Genomic DNA, 18,307 nt, shown 5'->3' with positions numbered 1-18,307 from the left:
CGATGTTGGAAGTTCTGATCGTAGACGATATCCCCTCTCAAGTGGACAGTTTCGCAGCGACAATTCCGAAGGACGAACTTGGTATTGGCCGTATTCATAAAGCCTATTCCGGTAAAGAAGCCTTAAAGCTATATCAGGAACAAAACATCCACATCGTCATTACGGATATTCGGATGCCGGAGATGAGCGGAATCGATCTAATTCATGAGATTCGCCAAATGGGGCGGAAAGTCAAAATTATCGTTATTTCGGGGTATGCGGATTTCGAATATGCGAAAAGCGTAGTCCCGTATAATACCTCCGGCTACTTGATGAAACCGGTTAACCCGGATCAATTGCGGGAGACGCTAAGCAAATTAACCGAAGAAATCGCTTGTGAGAAGAAGCTGCAGCAACAGCAGCAACGCGACGGATACGCATTCCGCGAAAATTTGCCTGCACTACAAGGCGAGCTGTTGAATCGTCTGCTGTACGGTTATAGTATCCCTAAAGAAGAGCTGGAACGGAAGCTTTTCCTGTTAAACTTGCCTTTCTCCTTGCAGCAGAAAGTGGGCTTGTTCATCGTAAGGCTAGAAGGAAAACTTCAAGAATATGAAAGAATGGATAAAGAGCTTATCGAATATGCAGTTACGAATATGGCGGAAGAGGTGTTTCGAGACGCCTTTCATTTGTGGTTCTGCCGAGATCATAACGAATATCTCGTAATGATCGTTTCACCCAAAGAGAGAACGGATTCGAAGGAGCAGGCCCTTCGGATTGCGATGGACGTACGGGCGGCAGCGCTAAAGAAAAAGGCAGAATCGCTCTTGAGCGGCAGCATTTCCATCGCGCTCGCTGAAAGCTGGACGTACCTGACTGAAGGCATTCCCGAACTTTATCGATCGATAATCGATGGAATGAGGGTGATCGAAGAGAAGCGGCAAAGCGTATTTTTGCGGATAGCGGGTAATCTCGATCAGGTTCAGATCGAAACGCTGACGTCGCTGTACCGGCCTCCCCTTCTGATTCATTTGCTCGATACGGGGAACTGGGGGCATGCAGAGGAAAAGCTAATCGAAATATTTGCCGAACTGAAAAGCAAAAATTATCCTCCTGAGCATGCCAATGAGGCGTATTTCGCCATTGCCAACGCCTACCAGTATATGGCGCATAAGAAAGGGAAGCTGCTGAGCGAGTTCGGTGCGTCCTCCTTCGGTCTCATGCCGGCCGCTCCTTCGCTTAGGCAGCTAGAGAAATGGGCATTCTTCATGCTCCTACGTCTAAGGGAGCAATCGGGAGATTCAACAGATAAGCAGGCCTGTTTAGTTGACAAGGTCCATAAATTTATCGAGGAAAACATGAACGGCAATTTATCGCTGCAGAGCATTGCGGCGGACGTCGGCCTTCATCCCGCCTACTTGTCGAGAACTTATCGTGCTGAAACGGGAAACAATCTGAGCGACTATATACTGCGGTATCGGATGGAATTGGCCTCTTACTTGCTGCGGAGCAGCAACAAAAAGATATACGAGATCGCCCAAATGATCGGTTACCAGGCAGTGCCGCATTTTATTAAGCTGTTTAAGGGGTTTACGAACATGACCCCGCAAGAATTCCGCGATCGAACGGGATTGTCCTGACTCATACGGTCCGTCCTATTGGAATTTACGCTGAAGCCAGATTCCAAATGAATCTCGCTTCAGCTCATTTTCTTATATGTTGTAGCTATCTATATCTTCTGCTAGTCATTCAGCTGGCGAATAAATGCTGAGAAATCTGGAGTTTGGGTTAAGTCATACGTTATGATCTTATGCATAATGGTCTCCACAATATTTTGCTCCAAGTCGTCTTGTCTGTCCGCTTTCATTTTGTATCTTGCACTTTTAATAGCCGGCATAAAAAAAGAGATAATTTCGTGCATAGCCTCGTTATCACCATTTTGGGCTCTTTGAACCAAATCAAACAATTCATTTTCCATGGCTGTCCTCGCTCATATCATTTTTGATCATTTTCCTCAGCTTTAAGATGTTATCCGTCAAAGCTTCCAGCTTTTTTTCAAATCGAAATAATAAATATCCAGTTAGCACGATAGGAAATCCGACTTCACTCATCGCTGTAATGAAATACGCTAATGGCTGAGTCTCGTCCATTAATTACACCTCCTCTCCGGCATAGCAAGCCGCAGCTTTTGCAAGGCTAGATTTCTGGTTTTGCAGATAGCTTGGGGTGAAACACCGATCATTTCCGCTATCTCATTATCCTGATAACATAATGCGTAACAAAGAGTAGCGATTAATTGTTGTTTTGGTGATAGGGCAGCGAACGCGTTTGCAAGGTGGTCGTTTAAAAAAGAAGCGTGAAATTGAGATGGCTCTGTGATGAGCGGTTCTACGTTAGTAAGGTTCTGAAAGCCAAGCAGCATTTCTCCAACGGTTCCGTCCCCTTCCTCCGAACAAGGACGATCAAAAATAAGTTGATTCCGGCTATCCGTCTTTTGATTTAAACGCATTTGATCAATGGTGCAGTATTTGATTGTGGAAGCAAGATATTTGATAAACCGGACTCGAAAATAATGCCTTCGAAATCGATCCTCAAGTTCTTTTTGCCCCGCGGGCTCCCCATCAATTGCCGTTAAAAGAATCTTGATGTTTTGCTCATCTTTAAAGAAGTTCTGGACAACTTGCTCTGAGCAGACTGACCGATTTTCATTGCAGTATTCGTAAAACCGTTCTCTTTGAGCTGAAGTTAACGATGCCATCCAAATCACCTCTCTTTATTTTTCATTTATTAGTAAAGTGAAATTGCCACTTCAAAAAACAACCAAAATAAGAACATATGTTCTTATTTATTTGCAAATAAAAAACCCCTTATAAAGGGGATCGTACGTTCTTATTTTGAATTATACTATAAATCGTTTAGGATTTGGAGATCTAAACTTGGAATGGTTCATCGTAATAATACTTCCTGTATAGTTAATAACCTAAATTTTATCCCAAGTCTTGCGGAATTGTAGCGGGCTCATACCAGTCCAACGCTTGAATTGGCGGCTAAAATGGGACAAGTTTGCATAACCTAATCGGATCGAGATTTCCTTAAGGGAGAGGTCCGGCTGTCGAATGAGAACTTTAGCTTCGTGAAGCTTGAGCTCCGATAAATATTGCCTAGGCGACATCCCATACACGTCTTGAAATACCTCTAATGCATACCCCGGGCTGATCCCCAATAAAGCTGCTAGGTCTTCGATTTTCAGATTGGCAGTAGGCTGCTGCCCATTTCCGATAAGATGGGAATTAAAACGGGATTTCATCGTCTCAGCGATCGCTTTGGCGTATTTGACTTTAGCTGGAGCTAGCGGTTCTTTCGCTCCGGCTTTACTTGCTATCATCTGAGCAAGAAGGCCAAATAATTCAAAAAGCAGCGCCTGGAGCCGAAAGCGCTCTGCTGAAGAATATAGTCCATCACTTCGGCTCATAATAATCCATTCGTTTATTATCGCTCTGAATTGCTTATTGTCACTGGTGCCCGATAAAAACAATATGCGGTCATGCTTGATCATTTCTTGCCTGAACGAGGGGTCGTCAACATTAAAATGAGCGCAAAAATAGAGCATGCCCGGCTCAGACACACAGCGATTTACATGCTTAAAGCCAGGAGGGATCAAGATCATGTCTCCCGCTTGAAGCCGATATGAGTTTCCCTCCATGATCGTTTCTTGTTCGCCTTCAAGGATAAGGTTGAGCTCGAAGGCGATATGTTTCTCAGACGGTACACTCCACTGATAGGGAACTTGCTGTTTATGTGCGCCGAAAAATTTGACGTTCCAGTCGATTGAAGGCAACCACTCAACATTATCGCCCCATGAGATGTTATTGTAGATATTTTTCACCAAAAACCCACCTTTGATTTGGGTAAATTCGTCGTGGTTTGGACAATCGTCTGATGTTTTTCTAGAATTTATAATAGATTTAACATGTTATAACAGAAATAGCATGAAAGCAAGGATGAAACGGGGGAGTAAGAATATGTCTGCTTCACAAATAAAATGGATCTCCAGTACGCCAGAATTACAATGGTCGGAACAAATGGCACCCTCTCTTGTAGAAACTGGGGAAAAGTTGGATTTAGCATTTTCAGAGGATCGGTATCAACATGTAGAAGGCTTTGGCGGCTGCTTTAATGAACTAGGATATGTCGCATTGCAGCAATTGAGTGATTCTGACCGGAATAAAATCATTCATGACCTATTTCATCCGGAAGGTGCACATCGTTTTGCGATTTGTCGGCTGCCAATCGGAGCCAGCGATTATGCTTTGGAGTGGTATAGCCACAACGAGACGGACGGAGACTTGGCGATGAACCATTTTTCCATCGAACGCGACCAAAAATATTTGATTCCTTATATTAAAGAGGCGCTGAAGCAAAATCCCAACTTAAAGCTGTTTGCCTCTCCATGGAGTCCACCCACTTGGATGAAATCACCGAGATCCTATAATTATGGAACGTTGCGCTGGGAGAAAGACATTCTTGAAGCATATGCGCTGTACTTCGTCAAATTCGTTCAGGCTTACCGTGAAGAAGGCATTACCATTCATCAGGTACATGTTCAGAACGAGGTTGTCGCTGATCAGAAATTCCCTTCATGTGTCTGGACAGGGGAGCAGCTTCGCGAATTCATTCGTGATTATTTGGGTCCAGCTTTTGAAAAACATGGGCTTGATACGGAGATCTGGCTTGGTACGATCAACGCGCCTGAACCGTGGGATGAGTGGATGAAGAAAAAGGTACAGGATCATAGCTCTTATGCGCATACAGTGCTTAGCGATCCAGATGCTTACAAGTACGTCAAGGGCGTTGGTTATCAGTGGGCAGGAAAGTACGGTATCCAGCGAACCGTTATGAGTTATCCAGAACTGCGTTATATGCAGACGGAAAATGAATGCGGCGATGGAGAGAACACTTGGTTTTATGCAAAATATGTCTTTACGCTCTATCAGCATTATTTCACGAACGGCGTGAATGCCTATATTTACTGGAATATGGCGCTTGAACCGAAAGGACGCAGCACTTGGGGCTGGGAGCAAAATGCCATGATTACAGTCGATCCTCATGCTAAGAAGGCCGTATATAACCCAGAATATTATGTGATGAAGCATTTTGCAAACGCCGTGGAGCCAGGGGCGTACCGTATTGGGGTGAGAGGACCATGGACGGGAAATGCAGTCGCATTCGAGACTGTCAATGGTGATCGCGTGATGGTCGTCGGAAATCCTTTTTCTGAGTCTCGTATCGTACGAATAGCAAATGGAGACAAAGCCTACGCATTTGAGCTCCAGGCCGATTCCTTTAACACGATTATCTTTAAACAGCATTAATGTTTAACCCTATCCGCTAACGGAACCAAAATATGATCGAAAAATATAAGCTCGTTTGAGCTGGTGTGACTTTTTTGTAATAAAAATGAAAAAAGGCTCGGGATTTAAATTCGAGTAGACGTAAGTCCATCCCCCTGATAAATGCTTAGCATAAGATTTAGAGCAAGTAGATTTCAGGGGAGGTGTATGAGCATGGGTCATTGCAAAAATCCCAAGAATAAAAAAATAAAACTTAAGAAGTTACAAATTCTACGAAATGTAAAAATTTTACGCTATAAAGTTCACAAGCTTGAAGAGGATGTTAAATATCTAGAACAAACAGCACGAATACGTGGACCGCGAGGATATAGAGGAGTAATAGGAGCCAGAGGAGCACAAGGAGCTAGAGGACTACAAGGAACCACGGGACCACAAGGAGCCGCGGGTCTACAAGGAGCCACAGGGTCACAAGGAGCCACGGGACCACAAGGAGCAACAGGACTACAAGGAGCCGCGGGACCACAAGGAGCAACAGGACTACAAGGAGCCACAGGATCACAAGGTGAACAGGGGCCGCCAGGTCAATCGGGATCAGGTTCAACCTTTTTTGCAATTCAGGCTGCGGATACAGTAAATCTGCTCACAACTCCCGTTATCAATATGGACCTGCCTCCGTTGACAACATCAGTTGGCCAGCAAATAAAGCTCGACTCAACTTTCAGATTGTTTTTCCAAACGGCAGCTGTTTCTGCCTATACTCTAAGTGTAAATTATCAACTACTCAGACTTGGCACAAGTCCGGCTACTTTAACAACTGCCCCCATAAACCGAACTCGAACCTTTGCTTCAAACGTAACATCATCAGATACGTATACACCGAATATTACTTGGATAGATTCTCCACCGTCAGGAACTCATACGTACAGGATTACGATCACAGCGAGTGTTGCAACTGGTATATCAACCTTGCAAGTAACGAATAGAGCTTTAAATGCCGTCGCTCAAATTGATGTAGATCCGTTTAATATTTTTGTTAGGGCAGGTGCGGTTGACGGTGATGGAACCCAAGAACGGCCTCTAGGAACGATCCAACAGGGAATAACCGCTGTTGCTCCTACGGGTACAGTTCATATTTTAGACGGAACATACCCAATCACATCAACAATAGCTGTTAATAAACAAGGAATAACTTTGCTTGGTTCGCCGGGAAGCATGGTCGTATTACAAGCATCTATTATTCCTTTTGTCGTAACGGGTGATGGTATAACAATAGAAGGATTAACAATGACTAGTGATATCCCTTATGCTGTGGAGTTTATTCAGATCGGCGGAACAAATCACCAAATATTGAACAACACTATTTTTGGCCCTGAACAACCCCCTCCATCTACGCTCTGGGTCGTAAACCGAGCGATTCTCACACAAGCAAATAATATGACTAACCTATTGATACAAGGAAACACCTTTTATTCCCTTCGTCAGCCTACGTATTTAAATCCAGGCACAACCGGAGATATCTTGAATAATGTTGTCTATAATACTCGCGGATATGTAGTGGATAGAGCTGTATTTGTATTTTCAGGTAACTCATGGGGAGTTCCTGCGAACGCGGTAGATATCGCACTGTTAGTTGGAACACAAATGGGCCCCCCTTATGATCCATTATCAGAATTATCTGCTAATAATAGCAATGCTACCATAAGCAATCAAAGATAGAATGGTCACTGAAGAGCTTGAAGATTTTTAAAGTATGTTTTACTTTGCTCGAAAAAAGACGACTCTCATCCTAGTTATTGGAATGAGAAGTCGTCTTTTTTTAAAATATAGAAAATACATCATTTCGCCATACTCTCTCTCTATTTCTCGGAATGAAACGCGCAGCGCCGCCAAAGGACGGCGACAGCCGTTTCATCTTAAATAAGCCAAGGCAACAGTTCGTCCAGTGTAGTGGTATCCTTCGGATCGTCGATCTTTAGTCGCCCGTCCTTCAAGAACGCGATAAGCTTATCCTACGGGGCATGAAGCTTATTTAAAATACACCTATACGCAAGTCCTGAATCTGTGTCGTGTGCGGGTCATGGTTAAATAAACGGGTATCGTCCACTAAACGATTATAAAGCTATAGACCTGATATGAAAGTAGTTAGAGTGAGCCGAATTGATAAAGGGGTTTCTATATTAGAGGCTTCGCCTTCCTTCGTGAGGCCTTTTGCCGTCTATAGCAAATATCTTATAGGAGATGTCAAAATGCTCTGATTTTTTTTGCGATTGGACAATTCTATAATCAGAGTACAAGGTTGTTCAGTAGCTACAATAACCATGGGGACCAAATTGGAGGGACGCGAAATGAGAAGACTGAAAAAATTAGGTGCAATGACGTTGGTGCTCGCGTTGTCGATTGGATTGTTAATAGGCTGTGGCGGTAACAATGCAAGTGGAAATAACGGAAGTACCGTTGCAGACAATGCGGGTAATACCGGTGAAGGTTCGACAACCGACAGCCAACCGGTTAAGAAAATCCGCTTTTTCACCAAAGGCAATGAAAATAATGCCGATTACCGTGTTATGAAATCGCTCATCGATCAATATCGAAAAGAAGTGAATCCGAATTTCGAGGTTGAGATTGAGTCAATTCCTAATGATACGCAATATTTCCAAAAGCTCAGAACATACATTGCAGGCAATCAGCTGCCCGATTTCTTTAAAATTCCTAATGGCGTGCTGAGTGAAAATCTAGCCAAGCAAGGTCGACTGGTTGACATGAAGGCAACGCTTGAAGAGTTTGGCATGTTCGATAAGTTCAACAAAGCCGCTATTGATTTTCTTTCCTTCGGGGACGGCAGCTTGTACCTGTATCCGGAAGGTAAGTTCGGTGAAGCTTTCTGGTATTACAAGAAACCTTTCGAAGAGAATAACATCAAGGTGCCTACCAACTTCGACGAGTTCGTTCAAGCTTCAGCAAAGCTGAAAGAAGCTGGATACACTCCAATTGCCGTATCCGGCAAGGAAATGTGGCAGATGGTACGATACCTTTCCTTTATCCCGCTTAGACTTACTCATACGGAGTTCATCAATACGTTGAAAACAGGCGATGAGACCTTTACGGGCGAAATCGGAATGAAAGCCGCCAATTTGCTGTACACGCTAGGCAAGGAAGGTTACTTCCAAAAAGGCTTCAGCAGCATGGATTACACGCAAACGCTGAACTTCTTCCTTGGAGGCAATGCCGTTATGCATTACAACGGATCTTGGGAGCTTGCGCAGTTCAAGGATAAATATGATGCGGGTGAGATTGGTTACTTCTTCGTACCCGATGTGGTCGGAGCCGATAATATCGGGCCAAAAACGTCGATCACGGCAGGTCTGGCGTATGCTTTTAATGCGGAAACCTTTGATGCGCCGACCAAAGACTTCTTCAAATTCGTAGTGGAACATTACAATAACGCTGCGTTTGAAGTTGGTGGATTCCTATCTCCGATGAACGGCGACATTCCGGAAAGCATGTCCCAACTGACTAAAGATTTCTCAAAGGATCTGGAGTCGGTGGATAAGGGCGGCGTCTCATGGGATGACAAATTGGATCCTGCCTCCAACGAAGTAATAGGTACTGCTGCTATCGAATTGGCTCTTGGCATCATTACGCCAGAAGAGTTTGCCGCGAAGGTGGACAAGGCGATCAGCCAGAACGCGCCGGAATTTTTCAAGGATCAAAAATAACTAACTATAATAGCACTTAACTAGTAAGCCTGACAGGCTTGGCAACAAGCCTTGTTCAGCTCCTCCAGGGTAGCCTGAAAGTCCCTAAGGTCAAACCAAAAGGTTGGGAATGAGTAACGATGGAAAAATATTTAAGCCGCAAGAGATATGTGCTCGTTTTCCTTCTGCCAGCTCTGCTTGTTTACATCTTTACGGTAATGCTGCCTATTGGGTGGTCCTCCGTCTATAGCTTTTTCCACTGGGACGGGATTTCACCTATGCGATTTGCGGGTTTGGATAACTATGTCAAGATGTTTACACAGGACGACGTGTTCTGGCAGGTATTTAAAAATAATATTGTGTTTATGGTCGTGAATGTACTTTTGCAGGTCTCGGTAGGACTGTTCATTGCGATTTTGCTAACCCAAATCAAAAAAGGTCGTGAAATTTTTCAAACGCTCTATTTTGCACCGGTGGTCTTATCGACGGTTGCTCTCGTACAAATATTTCAGAACGTGTTCTCCGTTAATCCGGTCGGTATGTTGAATTATGCATTAAGCTGGATTAATCTCTCGTTTCTGGATTCAGAATGGTTATCCGATCCGGATCGTTCGCTTATGATAACGGCTGTTGCAGAAGGTTATAAGTTTGCCGCTGTATACATGGTCATTTTTTATTCCGCTCTAATCAGTATATCGGAGGAAGTTGTGGAAGCTGCTAAGATGGACGGTGCCTTTGGGTGGAAGTTGTACCGTTACATTAAGCTCCCAATGATCAAAGGCATTATATTCACTTGTATTGTACTCGTGTTGAACGGCTCGCTGAAATCGTTCGATATTCCTTATCTGCTTACTTATGGCGGACCCGGTACGTCGAGTGAATTGGTTGCGACGTACATGTACAAGCAAGCATTCAGCAGCATGTATTATGGATACGGCAGTGCCATCGCCGTCTTTATCGCCATCGAATGCTGCCTTCTCGTCGTACTGGTCATGAAAATATTTCAAATGAAAAAGGATGATTGAAATGGACGCACTCCGAAAAACGGTCGGGCGCATCGCCTTTCCCGCCCTTCTGCTGGTCATGCTGACCATTCAGATTTTTCCGATCATTTGGGTGTTTATCTCTAGCTTCAAGACGATCGACGAATTCAGGATCGGCAGCAGCCCATTCGCCCTGCCGAAATCTCTGTATTTCGGCAATTACATTAATGCGATCGTTAAAAGCGATCTGTTGCTTTACTTTAAAAACAGCCTCATTGTAGTCGTTTTCGTACTTTTGGGTATTCTTGTTTTGAGCGCGATGGCTGGGTTCGCACTTGAAAAATTAAGATTTCGATTCCGCAAAGCGGGACTTCTTTTTTTCTTATTCGGCATAATGGTACCGATTCAGGTTACCCTGATCCCGCTTTATCAGATCTATAGCGAGCTTAATATCCTAGACACGTACACCAGCATCATTTTGCCGCAAATCGGTTTCGGGCTTCCGGTATCCATCTATCTTTTTGTTTCTTTCTATAAATATGTACCGAATGAAGTGATGGAATCCGCGGTCATGGACGGGGCCCCGATGTACCGGCTGTTTGTAAGTATCGTGCTGCCGATGTCCAAAAATATTCTGGTGACGGTTGCGACGTTGTATGGCGTCTTCGCTTGGAATGAATTTATTTTCCCTTTCACCTTCTTGCACTCGAAAAATATGCTGACCATTACGCTCGGTTTGCGCGACTACGTCGGCAACTACGGTATGACGGACTGGGGCGCGACCTTCTCCGCGATTATGCTGACGGTAACACCGACCTTTATCGTATATTTTTTACTTAGCAAAAGTATTATCTCCGGCATGACGGCTGGCGCAGTGAAATCATAAATCGAAATAGTTATAACCTATATAAGATCGGGAGGAATTACAAATGACGGTCAATGAAGTGCGTTTTCGTCAAATACATCTGGATTTTCACACGAGCGAGCTGATCGAGGGGATTGGATCGGGGTTCGATGCGAAGCAATTCGCCAAGACGTTGGATGATGCAAGAGTCGATTCTATTAATCTATTCGTTAGATGTCATCACGGGATGATCTATTACGACTCGAAGAAATTTCCGGAGCGAGTACATCCACATCTTAAGAGTCGGGATATGCTAAAGCAGCAAGTCGAGGCGTGCCGCGCACGCGGGATTCACGTCAACCTTTATGTTACTGTACGTTGGGATGTTTACTCCTATAACGAGCATCCAGAATGGGTAGCAATCGATGCTGAAGGCAGATACAGTGATTATGAGAAGAGGGGCTACCTCGAAGCCGGATTCTATCGAAATCTTTGCGTCAATACAGGGTACCGTCAGTTCCTAAAGGAAAATTTGCAGGAAGTGATGGAAGAAATTCCGGCAGAGGGTGTATGGTTTGATGCATCCTTTGTAGTCGAATGCGTGTGTCCGACCTGTATGAAAGGAATGCGTGAGGCCGGACTGAATCCAAAAAATGCGGCTGACCGTAAAGCATACTCCGAGATCACATACCACGATTGGGTGCAGGACATGAGCGCGCAGGTGCGAGCCTTCAACCCGGATTACAATATATTCTACAATAAAGGGCATGTCGGGCGGGTCGATAAACCGGTACTGGATGATTACACGTATGCCGCGTTTGAATCGTTGCCAGGCGGTCCATGGGGTTATATGGATTTCCCGGTTTCAGTAAAATATATCCGTACGTTAGGCAAAGAGACGGTCGGCATGACTGGAAGGTTCCATACGTCGTGGGGCGATAACTCTTCCTTCCGCAACAAGGCTGCGCTCGAATTCGAATGCTACAACATGCTCGCGCAAGGCTCCAAGTGCAACATCGGTGACCAGTTGGAGCCGTCCGGAGTCCTGTCAGAGGCGATGTATGAATTGATAGGAGAGGTTTACTCACAGGTTGAGAAGAAGGAGTCATGGTGCCGCGAGGTGGTTGCGGTAACCGATATTGGCGTGTTTACTCCTGAGGAGTTCTATGGAGCGGACACCGGCCATCTGCCGGAAGCGTCCGAGGGCGTATGCCGTATGCTGCAGGAGAGCGGCCACCAGTTCGATTTCATCGATTCCGCGGAAAATTTCTTGAAGTACAAAGTACTGATTCTTCCGGATGTCATTCCGGTCTCGGAAGAGTTCGGACGGCGTTTGCAGCATTATCTCGACAATGGAGGCTCCATCATTGCTTCGTTCGAATCGGGCTTGAATCCGGAGAAAACTATGTTTACTCTTCCCGCATGGGGCGTGCGTTATAAAGGGAACGCTCCGTACAGCCCAGACTTCATCGTGCCGTCTGGTGATATCGGAAGTGGCTTGAAGCAAGCGGAGCACGTTATGTATAAACAAGGCGCTTGGGTTGAGGCGGAAGGAGGCGAAAGGCTGGCCGATGCTATTGAATCCGTATTCAACCGGTCGTTTGAACAGTTTAGCTCGCATCTGCATTCGCCTTCGTCGGGCAAGGTCGGTTATCCGGCGATTGTGAAGAAGGGCCGCGTTATCTACTTCATTCATCCGGTCTTCGGTCAATACCATGATAACGCGCCGCTGTGGGTCAAAACACTTGTCCGGAACGCGCTGAACATGCTGCTGCCGGATCCGCTCTTGAAGCATAACGGTCCGTCGACGTTGCTGGCTACGGTGAACGAGCAAGCTGCAGAGAATCGTCAGGTCGTGCATCTGCTTCATTATATCCCGGAACGTCGAAGTAAGACGATGGACATTATTGAGGATGTCATTCCACTTCACGACACGCGTATATCCGTCAAAGTAGATCGGGACGTGACGGGAGTATTACTTGTTCCCGATAACAAGCCGCTTGATTATGAGACTAAAGACGGTCGCATTGAATTCCTTGTGCCGAAAATTACTGGTCACCAAATGGTTGAGCTGTCGTTTAGGAAATAAGCGATCATCAGCTTTCGAATCAAAGCATACGACATTGTCCATTCTATGGCCAGTGTTGTATGCTTGATTTCATAATCGGGAAGGACCGGTAGGGGCTGATTTGAAGATGATTTTAAGAAAGCTATATCAACGATTCAAGGATTTGAAAATTCAGGATAAGATCTTTATCTGTTTCGTCTTGATCATTATGATCTCGGTGCTAAGCGTAGGCATTTCCTCTTACTATAAGTCCGCCGTCATTCTAGGTGACAAGACGAGCCAATACAATGTAGAGATCGTAGGGCAAATATCGACCAGTGTCGATTACACGCTGCAGCGCATAGATGAGCTATCTGGCATTCTAGCTTTTGATCAGAGCATTCAACGAGTGCTGAATACGGAGCTCGATGAAATGACTGAGAGGGAAAGGATCGCGGCGGTCAATGAGATCGAATCGATCATGATCACGCATTACAATAGCCAAATTATGCGTTCGATTGAGATTTATGGCAGGAACGGTTTGGTCATCAAAGTACCGAGCAGCTTCAACGATCAGGAAAATGAAGTGGAGCTTCAGCAATATATAAAGGCTGCATCCGCCTACCGTGGCAAAACGAAATGGATAAATAACGCGAAGAACGAAGGGTTGTTACGAGCCGTACGGGAAATTAACGAATTGCAAATGGCCACGAAGCCGCTAGGAACGGTCATCATCAGCATGAAATTCGAAACGGTCTCCAATTTGCTAAGGAACGTCAATTTTGATCGAAGCGGCTCCGTTTTGTTAATGGATGAAAAAGGGGGATCTGTGACCCCAGCTGAGCCACTCAGTGAATACTTCAACGATGAAGCCTTTCGAAAGTCGATCGCTTCCCATTCAGGTTCATCCATCCAGACGATAGTGGATAGGGAGTATTTGGTTTCTTTCAAAACCTCGGAATATACGGGCTGGAAAACGATCGGCATTATTTCGGTAGAAAGACTGTACAAGGACAGCCATGCGGTCCGGAATTGGATCATTGTTGTGACGCTGATCATTATGCTTTTCGCATTTTTGCTCGCCCGTGTCTTCGCGCAGACTATTACCCTTCCGATCAAAAGGATGCTAAGGCCGATGAAAAAAGTGCAGATGGGTGATTTGAACGTAACGTTCCCAGTGGATGGGAATGATGAAATCGGTATTCTAAGCACTGGCGTCAATCATATGGTCAACCAGATCCACACGCTTATTGAAGATGCTTATAAAGGCAAAATCATGCTTCAGCAGTCGGAGTTTAAAGCATTGCAAGCACAAATCAATCCGCATTTTCTGTACAATACTTTGGAATCGATCAACTGGATGGCTAAGACGAACGGCGTTGAACAGATCTGCCGCATGGTTTCTGCATTGGGCGACTTAATGAGAATTAGCATTAGCACGGAGAAGGAGTACATTACGATTGAGGAAGAGATGAAATATATCTCTGATTATTTGTACATTCAGAAGGTGAGATTCGGTGATCGGATTGAAACTGAAATTCATATGGACGATGATTTGCTCTCAGTTGTCATTCCAAAACTTATTCTTCAGCCGATCGTGGAAAACGCACTTTTGCATGGGGTACAGGTCAAGAAAGGAAAAGGAGTTATTCATATACGAGGTCACAGACTTGACGACTGTATTATGTTTACTGTTGAGGATAATGGAATCGGCATGGATACTGAACAGGCAGCCAAGCTCTTGGCAGATGAACAGTTGGAGGGGCCTGAAGCTAAAGGAAGCGGGATCGGTGTGCGAAACGTGCATCAACGGATCCGTTATATTTATGGGATGGAATACGGGGTGACGATTAATTCCAAGCTGGGGGAAGGTACGAATGTGCAAATCCGTATCGCACCCGGCTTGTCGATGGAGGAAAAGTGATGTTGAAACTAATCATCGTAGACGACGAGCCGTTAATCCGTGAAGGCTTGAAAAGTATGCCTTGGGAGCAATGGGGCTGCATCGTAGCTGGGGAAGCGGAAGATGGGGAAGACGGATTGGCAGTGGTGGAAGAGGTGCGTCCCAACTTTATCATAACAGACATCCGGATGCCGGGAATGGATGGCCTTACTTTTGCAGAAAAGGTGAAAGAGCGTTATCCAGAGATTGAGATTTTGATGTTAACGGGCTATCAGGATTTCAACTATGCCAAGACCGCCATGCATATCGGCATTCACGATCTATTGCTGAAGCCGACGAAGTTCGATGAGCTTGAGGCGACCGTCCGCAAGCTGGTTCAGGAAATTCAGGAGAGGACGAAATCGCAGAATGATTATGATCAGCTCCGTACTCAGATGCAATCGGCGGTTCCACTACTGAAAAACAAGCTGGTACATGACTTGCTCCACGGTCATTTATATACGCCTACCGTAATTAAGGCCAGGCTTGCCTCTTTTGGAATCACGATTGATCATTATGTGGTGATGTCGGTTCAGATTGATGACCGTAAAGCGTTTGAGCAGCAATACTCAAGCGAGGACAGAACCTTATTCGAATTCGCTGTTATGAACATCGCGGAGGAAACGGCTAATAAAGTGGATAAACAGGCGATTATTGATTTCGATCACGATCTGTTCAGCATCGTCCTCTCTTTCGAACAAGAACATAATGTCGACATGTGTGAGAGGCTATCGATGAATATCGGGCTGGATATCCAGAAAGGGATACGCACATTTCTGCCCTTCACTGTCTCTATCGGCATATCGAATAAAGGAGACCAGATCGAGCAGATCAATCAGGCATATTTGCAATCGGTTGAAGCATTGAACCATAAATTTTTTCTGGGCGATGACTCGATTGTTCGATTTCGGGATATCTCAAAAACATCGGAGAGCGCCTATATTTTCGGTGAGGAAGACAAGCAGGATATCATTAACGGTTTAAGGGTCGGCGATATCGAGAAGGTCCGTGAGGTCGTCGATCGAATTAAGCGGAATGTAGGTTTATCAAGAGGTGTAGAGATCCAGCATCTGAAAATTTCTCTAATGGAATTGGCATTTGGTTCGGTACGGATAATCGGACAATTTAATCCGGATTTGGTCGATCGGCTGATGCAAGCGGCCTTACCCTTCTCTAAGTCAGAATCGTTTGCGACCGTGGATCGTTTATTCAGCGAGTGTTTGCATATGTTTGAGTTGATTGCACAAGTCGTCAACGCCGCACGGCAATCCAATCTGGGTTCCTCCGTCAAGGAGATCATGAAGCTGATCGAAGGCGAGTACGAGGACGAAATCTCTCTGGATATGCTAGCGGACCGCTTCAAATTGAGCACGGCTTATTTGAGTCGGCTGATTCGTAAGGAAACGGGCAAGACGTTTATGGAAAATCTCACCGATGTCCGTATGGAGCGGGCGAAGTTGCTCTTGGCGAACGGTTCAAAGAAGGTGTACGAGGTGGCTGAGCTCGTAGGTTACAAGGACATGAGTTACTTTATTCAGGTGTTTAAGAAACGCCTCGGCATGACACCGAACGAATACAAAGAGCAGCATTCTTGACGGGAGTGATGAGAATGAAATTGGGTATGCACGCATCTGCATGGTGCGGACAATGGAACAATTCCGCTTTGTTTGTCATTGATGAGGTGAAGAAGCTGGGACTCGACTTTATTGAGATACCTTTAACGAAACACGAGGGAATCGATACAGAGGCGACGCGCAAGAAGCTGAGGGATTCCTGTCTCGAGTCGGTCACTTCCGCTTTAATAATAAATCCTGCACATGATATTACAAGCGGGGATCCCTGTATTCGCGAGTCGGGCATAGGATATTTGAAGGAGTGCGTTCGCCTGTCAAGTGAAATGGGAGCAACCTTTTTCGGAGGAGTCATCTATGCGCTGCACATGAAAATGCACCCGGACCGGCCATCGGAGGAACTACTGCGGATCGTTGCCGATGGTCTAAAAGAAGTTGCGCAATATGCCGGCATGTTAGGGGTAACGATTGGACTCGAACCGATCAACCGGTATGAAACATTCGTCTTGAATACATGTGAGCAAGCATTGTCGCTTATGGCGATGATTGGTGAGCCGAACGTCAAGGTGCATCTCGATACGTATCATATGAATATCGAAGAGAAGCAGATGAAGGCTGCGATTCTGCAGGCGGGAAATGCGCTCGGTCATATCCACCTCAACGAGAACGATTGGGGGGTTCCAGGAACCGGGCATACGGATTGGGAGGGAATTTATGAAGCTTTGAGGGATATTCGTTATGACGGATACGCATCGCTAGAATGCGTTGTGGAATCAAGGGGAGGTTACGTTTGGCGGCAGTTGGCTCCGGACAATAAGAGCTTGACCGAGGACGGAGTTCGGTTTTTGGGTGACATGCGTAATCGCTTTTTCCCAGACTAACTCGTGAATGCCATCAGAACGAAAGTGATGAAGAGAACGAAGAAGTAAAGGAGATGCTTGCCATGTACGTAGGGGCAATTGAAGCAGGAGGAACAAAAGTCGTTTGCGGCATAGGGAATGAACGTGGTGTTATTGAAGACCGAGTTAGTTTTCCGACTGAAGCGCCGGATCAGACACTGGAAAAGATCATTAGTTATTTTCAGGACAAACGAGTCAGTGCCATAGGCATAGGGACGTTTGGACCTATTAATATTGATACTTCCAATCCTTTGTATGGTTACGTGACGTCCACTCCGAAGCCAGGCTGGTCGAATTATGACTTCTTGGGCACATTAAAGCGGGAATTCGATTTGCCATTCGGCTGGGATACGGATGTTAATGCGGCGGCGTTGGCCGAAGCGACTTGGGGAAGTGCGAAAGGGCTGGATAGCTGCGTTTACTATACGATCGGAACGGGTGTAGGTTTAGGCGTGGTCGCAGAAGGAAAGCTCATTCATGGACTTATGCATCCTGAAGGCGGGCATGTGCTGATCAGGCGCCATCCGGATGACGGCTTCGAGGGAAGCTGTCCCTATCACGGAGACTGCCTGGAAGGAATGGCAGCAGGTCCATCTATCGAACGCAGATGGGGATTGAAGGGCAGTGAGCTGCCGACCGATCATCCTGCATGGAAAATCGAAGCATTCTATATCGGCCAAGCTGTCACGAATACCGTATTGACGCTGGCTCCCAAGAAGATTATATTGGGCGGCGGGGTCATGCATCAGGAGCATTTGTACCCGATGATACGCGCCGAAGTTCAGCACAATTTGAATCGCTATATCCAATTGGCCGAGTTAACTGCTGAGATCGAAAGTTACATCGTGCCGCCCGGACTGAGAGATAATGCAGGTTTATGCGGCGCTCTGGCATTGGGATTAGAAGCACACACGAATAATTAATGATATCAAAAGAGCCCTTAACTACCTGTCAAAAGAGGTAGTTAAGGGTACCTTTCTTTTTGGAGATGTGATG

General features: G+C 45.5%; 15 protein-coding genes. 11 read left to right on the top strand and 4 right to left on the bottom strand.

Annotation, left to right across the window (positions count from 1 at the left end; all coding sequences use genetic code 11):
- The first annotated feature begins 2 nt into the window (after positions 1–2).
- Positions 3–1,619 carry a response regulator gene (locus tag MHI37_RS27370; RefSeq protein WP_076337531.1) on the top strand — a complete coding sequence of 539 codons (1,617 nt, stop codon included), beginning with the start codon at positions 3–5 and terminating at the stop codon, positions 1,617–1,619.
- A 101-nt stretch (positions 1,620–1,720) separates the two neighbouring features.
- Here MHI37_RS27370 and MHI37_RS27365 read toward each other — a convergent pair whose 3' ends face one another.
- The 4 genes from MHI37_RS27365 to MHI37_RS27350 form a co-directional block, all read right to left on the bottom strand.
- Entirely contained in the window at positions 1,721–1,957 is a 237-nt protein-coding gene (locus MHI37_RS27365; RefSeq protein WP_076337532.1) for a helix-turn-helix domain-containing protein, read from the bottom strand.
- Positions 1,947–2,129: a YvrJ family protein gene (locus tag MHI37_RS27360; RefSeq protein ID WP_076337533.1), complete on the bottom strand. Its 183-nt coding sequence runs from the start codon at positions 2,127–2,129 to the stop codon at positions 1,947–1,949. Before MHI37_RS27360 ends, MHI37_RS27365 begins: the two co-directional genes overlap by 11 nt.
- A complete protein-coding gene (locus tag MHI37_RS27355) occupies positions 2,129–2,737 on the bottom strand; it encodes a sigma-70 family RNA polymerase sigma factor (protein ID WP_076337534.1) in 609 nt (202 codons plus the stop codon). Before MHI37_RS27355 ends, MHI37_RS27360 begins: the two co-directional genes overlap by 1 nt.
- A gap of 222 nt (positions 2,738–2,959) precedes the next feature.
- Positions 2,960–3,865: an AraC family transcriptional regulator gene (locus MHI37_RS27350; protein ID WP_179090237.1), complete on the bottom strand. Its 906-nt coding sequence runs from the start codon at positions 3,863–3,865 to the stop codon at positions 2,960–2,962.
- A 136-nt stretch (positions 3,866–4,001) separates the two neighbouring features.
- Here MHI37_RS27350 and MHI37_RS27345 point away from each other — a divergent pair, with 136 nt between their 5' ends.
- The 10 genes from MHI37_RS27345 to MHI37_RS27300 all read left to right on the top strand — a co-directional run bounded on the left by MHI37_RS27345 (position 4,002) and on the right by MHI37_RS27300 (position 18,234).
- Positions 4,002–5,351 (top strand): glycoside hydrolase family 30 beta sandwich domain-containing protein, encoded by a 1,350-nt coding sequence (locus MHI37_RS27345; protein WP_076337536.1) that lies wholly within the window; start codon positions 4,002–4,004, stop codon positions 5,349–5,351.
- A gap of 192 nt (positions 5,352–5,543) precedes the next feature.
- Positions 5,544–7,046, top strand: a complete 1,503-nt coding sequence (locus MHI37_RS27340; RefSeq protein ID WP_306010678.1) for a collagen-like triple helix repeat-containing protein — start codon at positions 5,544–5,546, stop codon at positions 7,044–7,046.
- Positions 7,047–7,675: 629 nt separating this feature from the next.
- Positions 7,676–9,046 (top strand): extracellular solute-binding protein, encoded by a 1,371-nt coding sequence (locus MHI37_RS27335; protein ID WP_076337537.1) that lies wholly within the window; start codon positions 7,676–7,678, stop codon positions 9,044–9,046.
- A gap of 119 nt (positions 9,047–9,165) precedes the next feature.
- Positions 9,166–10,050, top strand: coding sequence for a sugar ABC transporter permease (locus MHI37_RS27330; protein WP_076337538.1), 885 nt, complete (start codon positions 9,166–9,168; stop codon positions 10,048–10,050).
- Between the two features lies 1 nt (position 10,051).
- On the top strand, positions 10,052–10,894 hold the full coding sequence (locus MHI37_RS27325) for a carbohydrate ABC transporter permease (protein WP_076337539.1): 843 nt from the start codon (positions 10,052–10,054) through the stop codon (positions 10,892–10,894).
- A gap of 43 nt (positions 10,895–10,937) precedes the next feature.
- Entirely contained in the window at positions 10,938–12,941 is a 2,004-nt protein-coding gene (locus tag MHI37_RS27320; protein ID WP_076337540.1) for an alpha-amylase family protein, read from the top strand.
- A 106-nt stretch (positions 12,942–13,047) separates the two neighbouring features.
- A complete protein-coding gene (locus MHI37_RS27315) occupies positions 13,048–14,823 on the top strand; it encodes a sensor histidine kinase (protein ID WP_076337541.1) in 1,776 nt (591 codons plus the stop codon).
- Positions 14,823–16,436 (top strand): response regulator transcription factor, encoded by a 1,614-nt coding sequence (locus MHI37_RS27310; protein ID WP_076337542.1) that lies wholly within the window; start codon positions 14,823–14,825, stop codon positions 16,434–16,436. Before MHI37_RS27315 ends, MHI37_RS27310 begins: the two co-directional genes overlap by 1 nt.
- A 14-nt stretch (positions 16,437–16,450) precedes the next feature.
- The gene (locus tag MHI37_RS27305; RefSeq protein WP_076337543.1) at positions 16,451–17,293 is read left to right on the top strand and encodes a sugar phosphate isomerase/epimerase family protein; all 843 of its coding nucleotides are present in this window, start codon (positions 16,451–16,453) and stop codon (positions 17,291–17,293) included.
- A 62-nt stretch (positions 17,294–17,355) separates the two neighbouring features.
- The gene (locus tag MHI37_RS27300; protein WP_076337544.1) at positions 17,356–18,234 is read left to right on the top strand and encodes an ROK family protein; all 879 of its coding nucleotides are present in this window, start codon (positions 17,356–17,358) and stop codon (positions 18,232–18,234) included.
- Positions 18,235–18,307: the final 73 nt, after the last annotated feature.

Source organism: Paenibacillus sp. FSL H8-0548 (assembly GCF_038630985.1).
Taxonomy (GTDB): domain Bacteria; phylum Bacillota; class Bacilli; order Paenibacillales; family Paenibacillaceae; genus Pristimantibacillus.
The sequence above is the reverse complement of the archived record's forward strand: the minus strand, read 5'-3'. Positions and strand labels throughout refer to the sequence as shown.

Coding starts and splice junctions, on each gene's coding strand:
- MHI37_RS27370 (WP_076337531.1), top strand. CDS start 3: ATGTTGGAAGTTCTGATCGTAGACGATATCCCCTCTCAAGTGGACAGT.
- MHI37_RS27365 (WP_076337532.1), bottom strand. CDS start 1,957: ATGGAAAATGAATTGTTTGATTTGGTTCAAAGAGCCCAAAATGGTGAT.
- MHI37_RS27360 (WP_076337533.1), bottom strand. CDS start 2,129: ATGGACGAGACTCAGCCATTAGCGTATTTCATTACAGCGATGAGTGAA.
- MHI37_RS27355 (WP_076337534.1), bottom strand. CDS start 2,737: ATGGCATCGTTAACTTCAGCTCAAAGAGAACGGTTTTACGAATACTGC.
- MHI37_RS27345 (WP_076337536.1), top strand. CDS start 4,002: ATGTCTGCTTCACAAATAAAATGGATCTCCAGTACGCCAGAATTACAA.
- MHI37_RS27340 (WP_306010678.1), top strand. CDS start 5,544: ATGGGTCATTGCAAAAATCCCAAGAATAAAAAAATAAAACTTAAGAAG.
- MHI37_RS27335 (WP_076337537.1), top strand. CDS start 7,676: ATGAGAAGACTGAAAAAATTAGGTGCAATGACGTTGGTGCTCGCGTTG.
- MHI37_RS27330 (WP_076337538.1), top strand. CDS start 9,166: ATGGAAAAATATTTAAGCCGCAAGAGATATGTGCTCGTTTTCCTTCTG.
- MHI37_RS27325 (WP_076337539.1), top strand. CDS start 10,052: ATGGACGCACTCCGAAAAACGGTCGGGCGCATCGCCTTTCCCGCCCTT.
- MHI37_RS27320 (WP_076337540.1), top strand. CDS start 10,938: ATGACGGTCAATGAAGTGCGTTTTCGTCAAATACATCTGGATTTTCAC.
- MHI37_RS27315 (WP_076337541.1), top strand. CDS start 13,048: ATGATTTTAAGAAAGCTATATCAACGATTCAAGGATTTGAAAATTCAG.
- MHI37_RS27310 (WP_076337542.1), top strand. CDS start 14,823: ATGTTGAAACTAATCATCGTAGACGACGAGCCGTTAATCCGTGAAGGC.
- MHI37_RS27305 (WP_076337543.1), top strand. CDS start 16,451: ATGAAATTGGGTATGCACGCATCTGCATGGTGCGGACAATGGAACAAT.
- MHI37_RS27300 (WP_076337544.1), top strand. CDS start 17,356: ATGTACGTAGGGGCAATTGAAGCAGGAGGAACAAAAGTCGTTTGCGGC.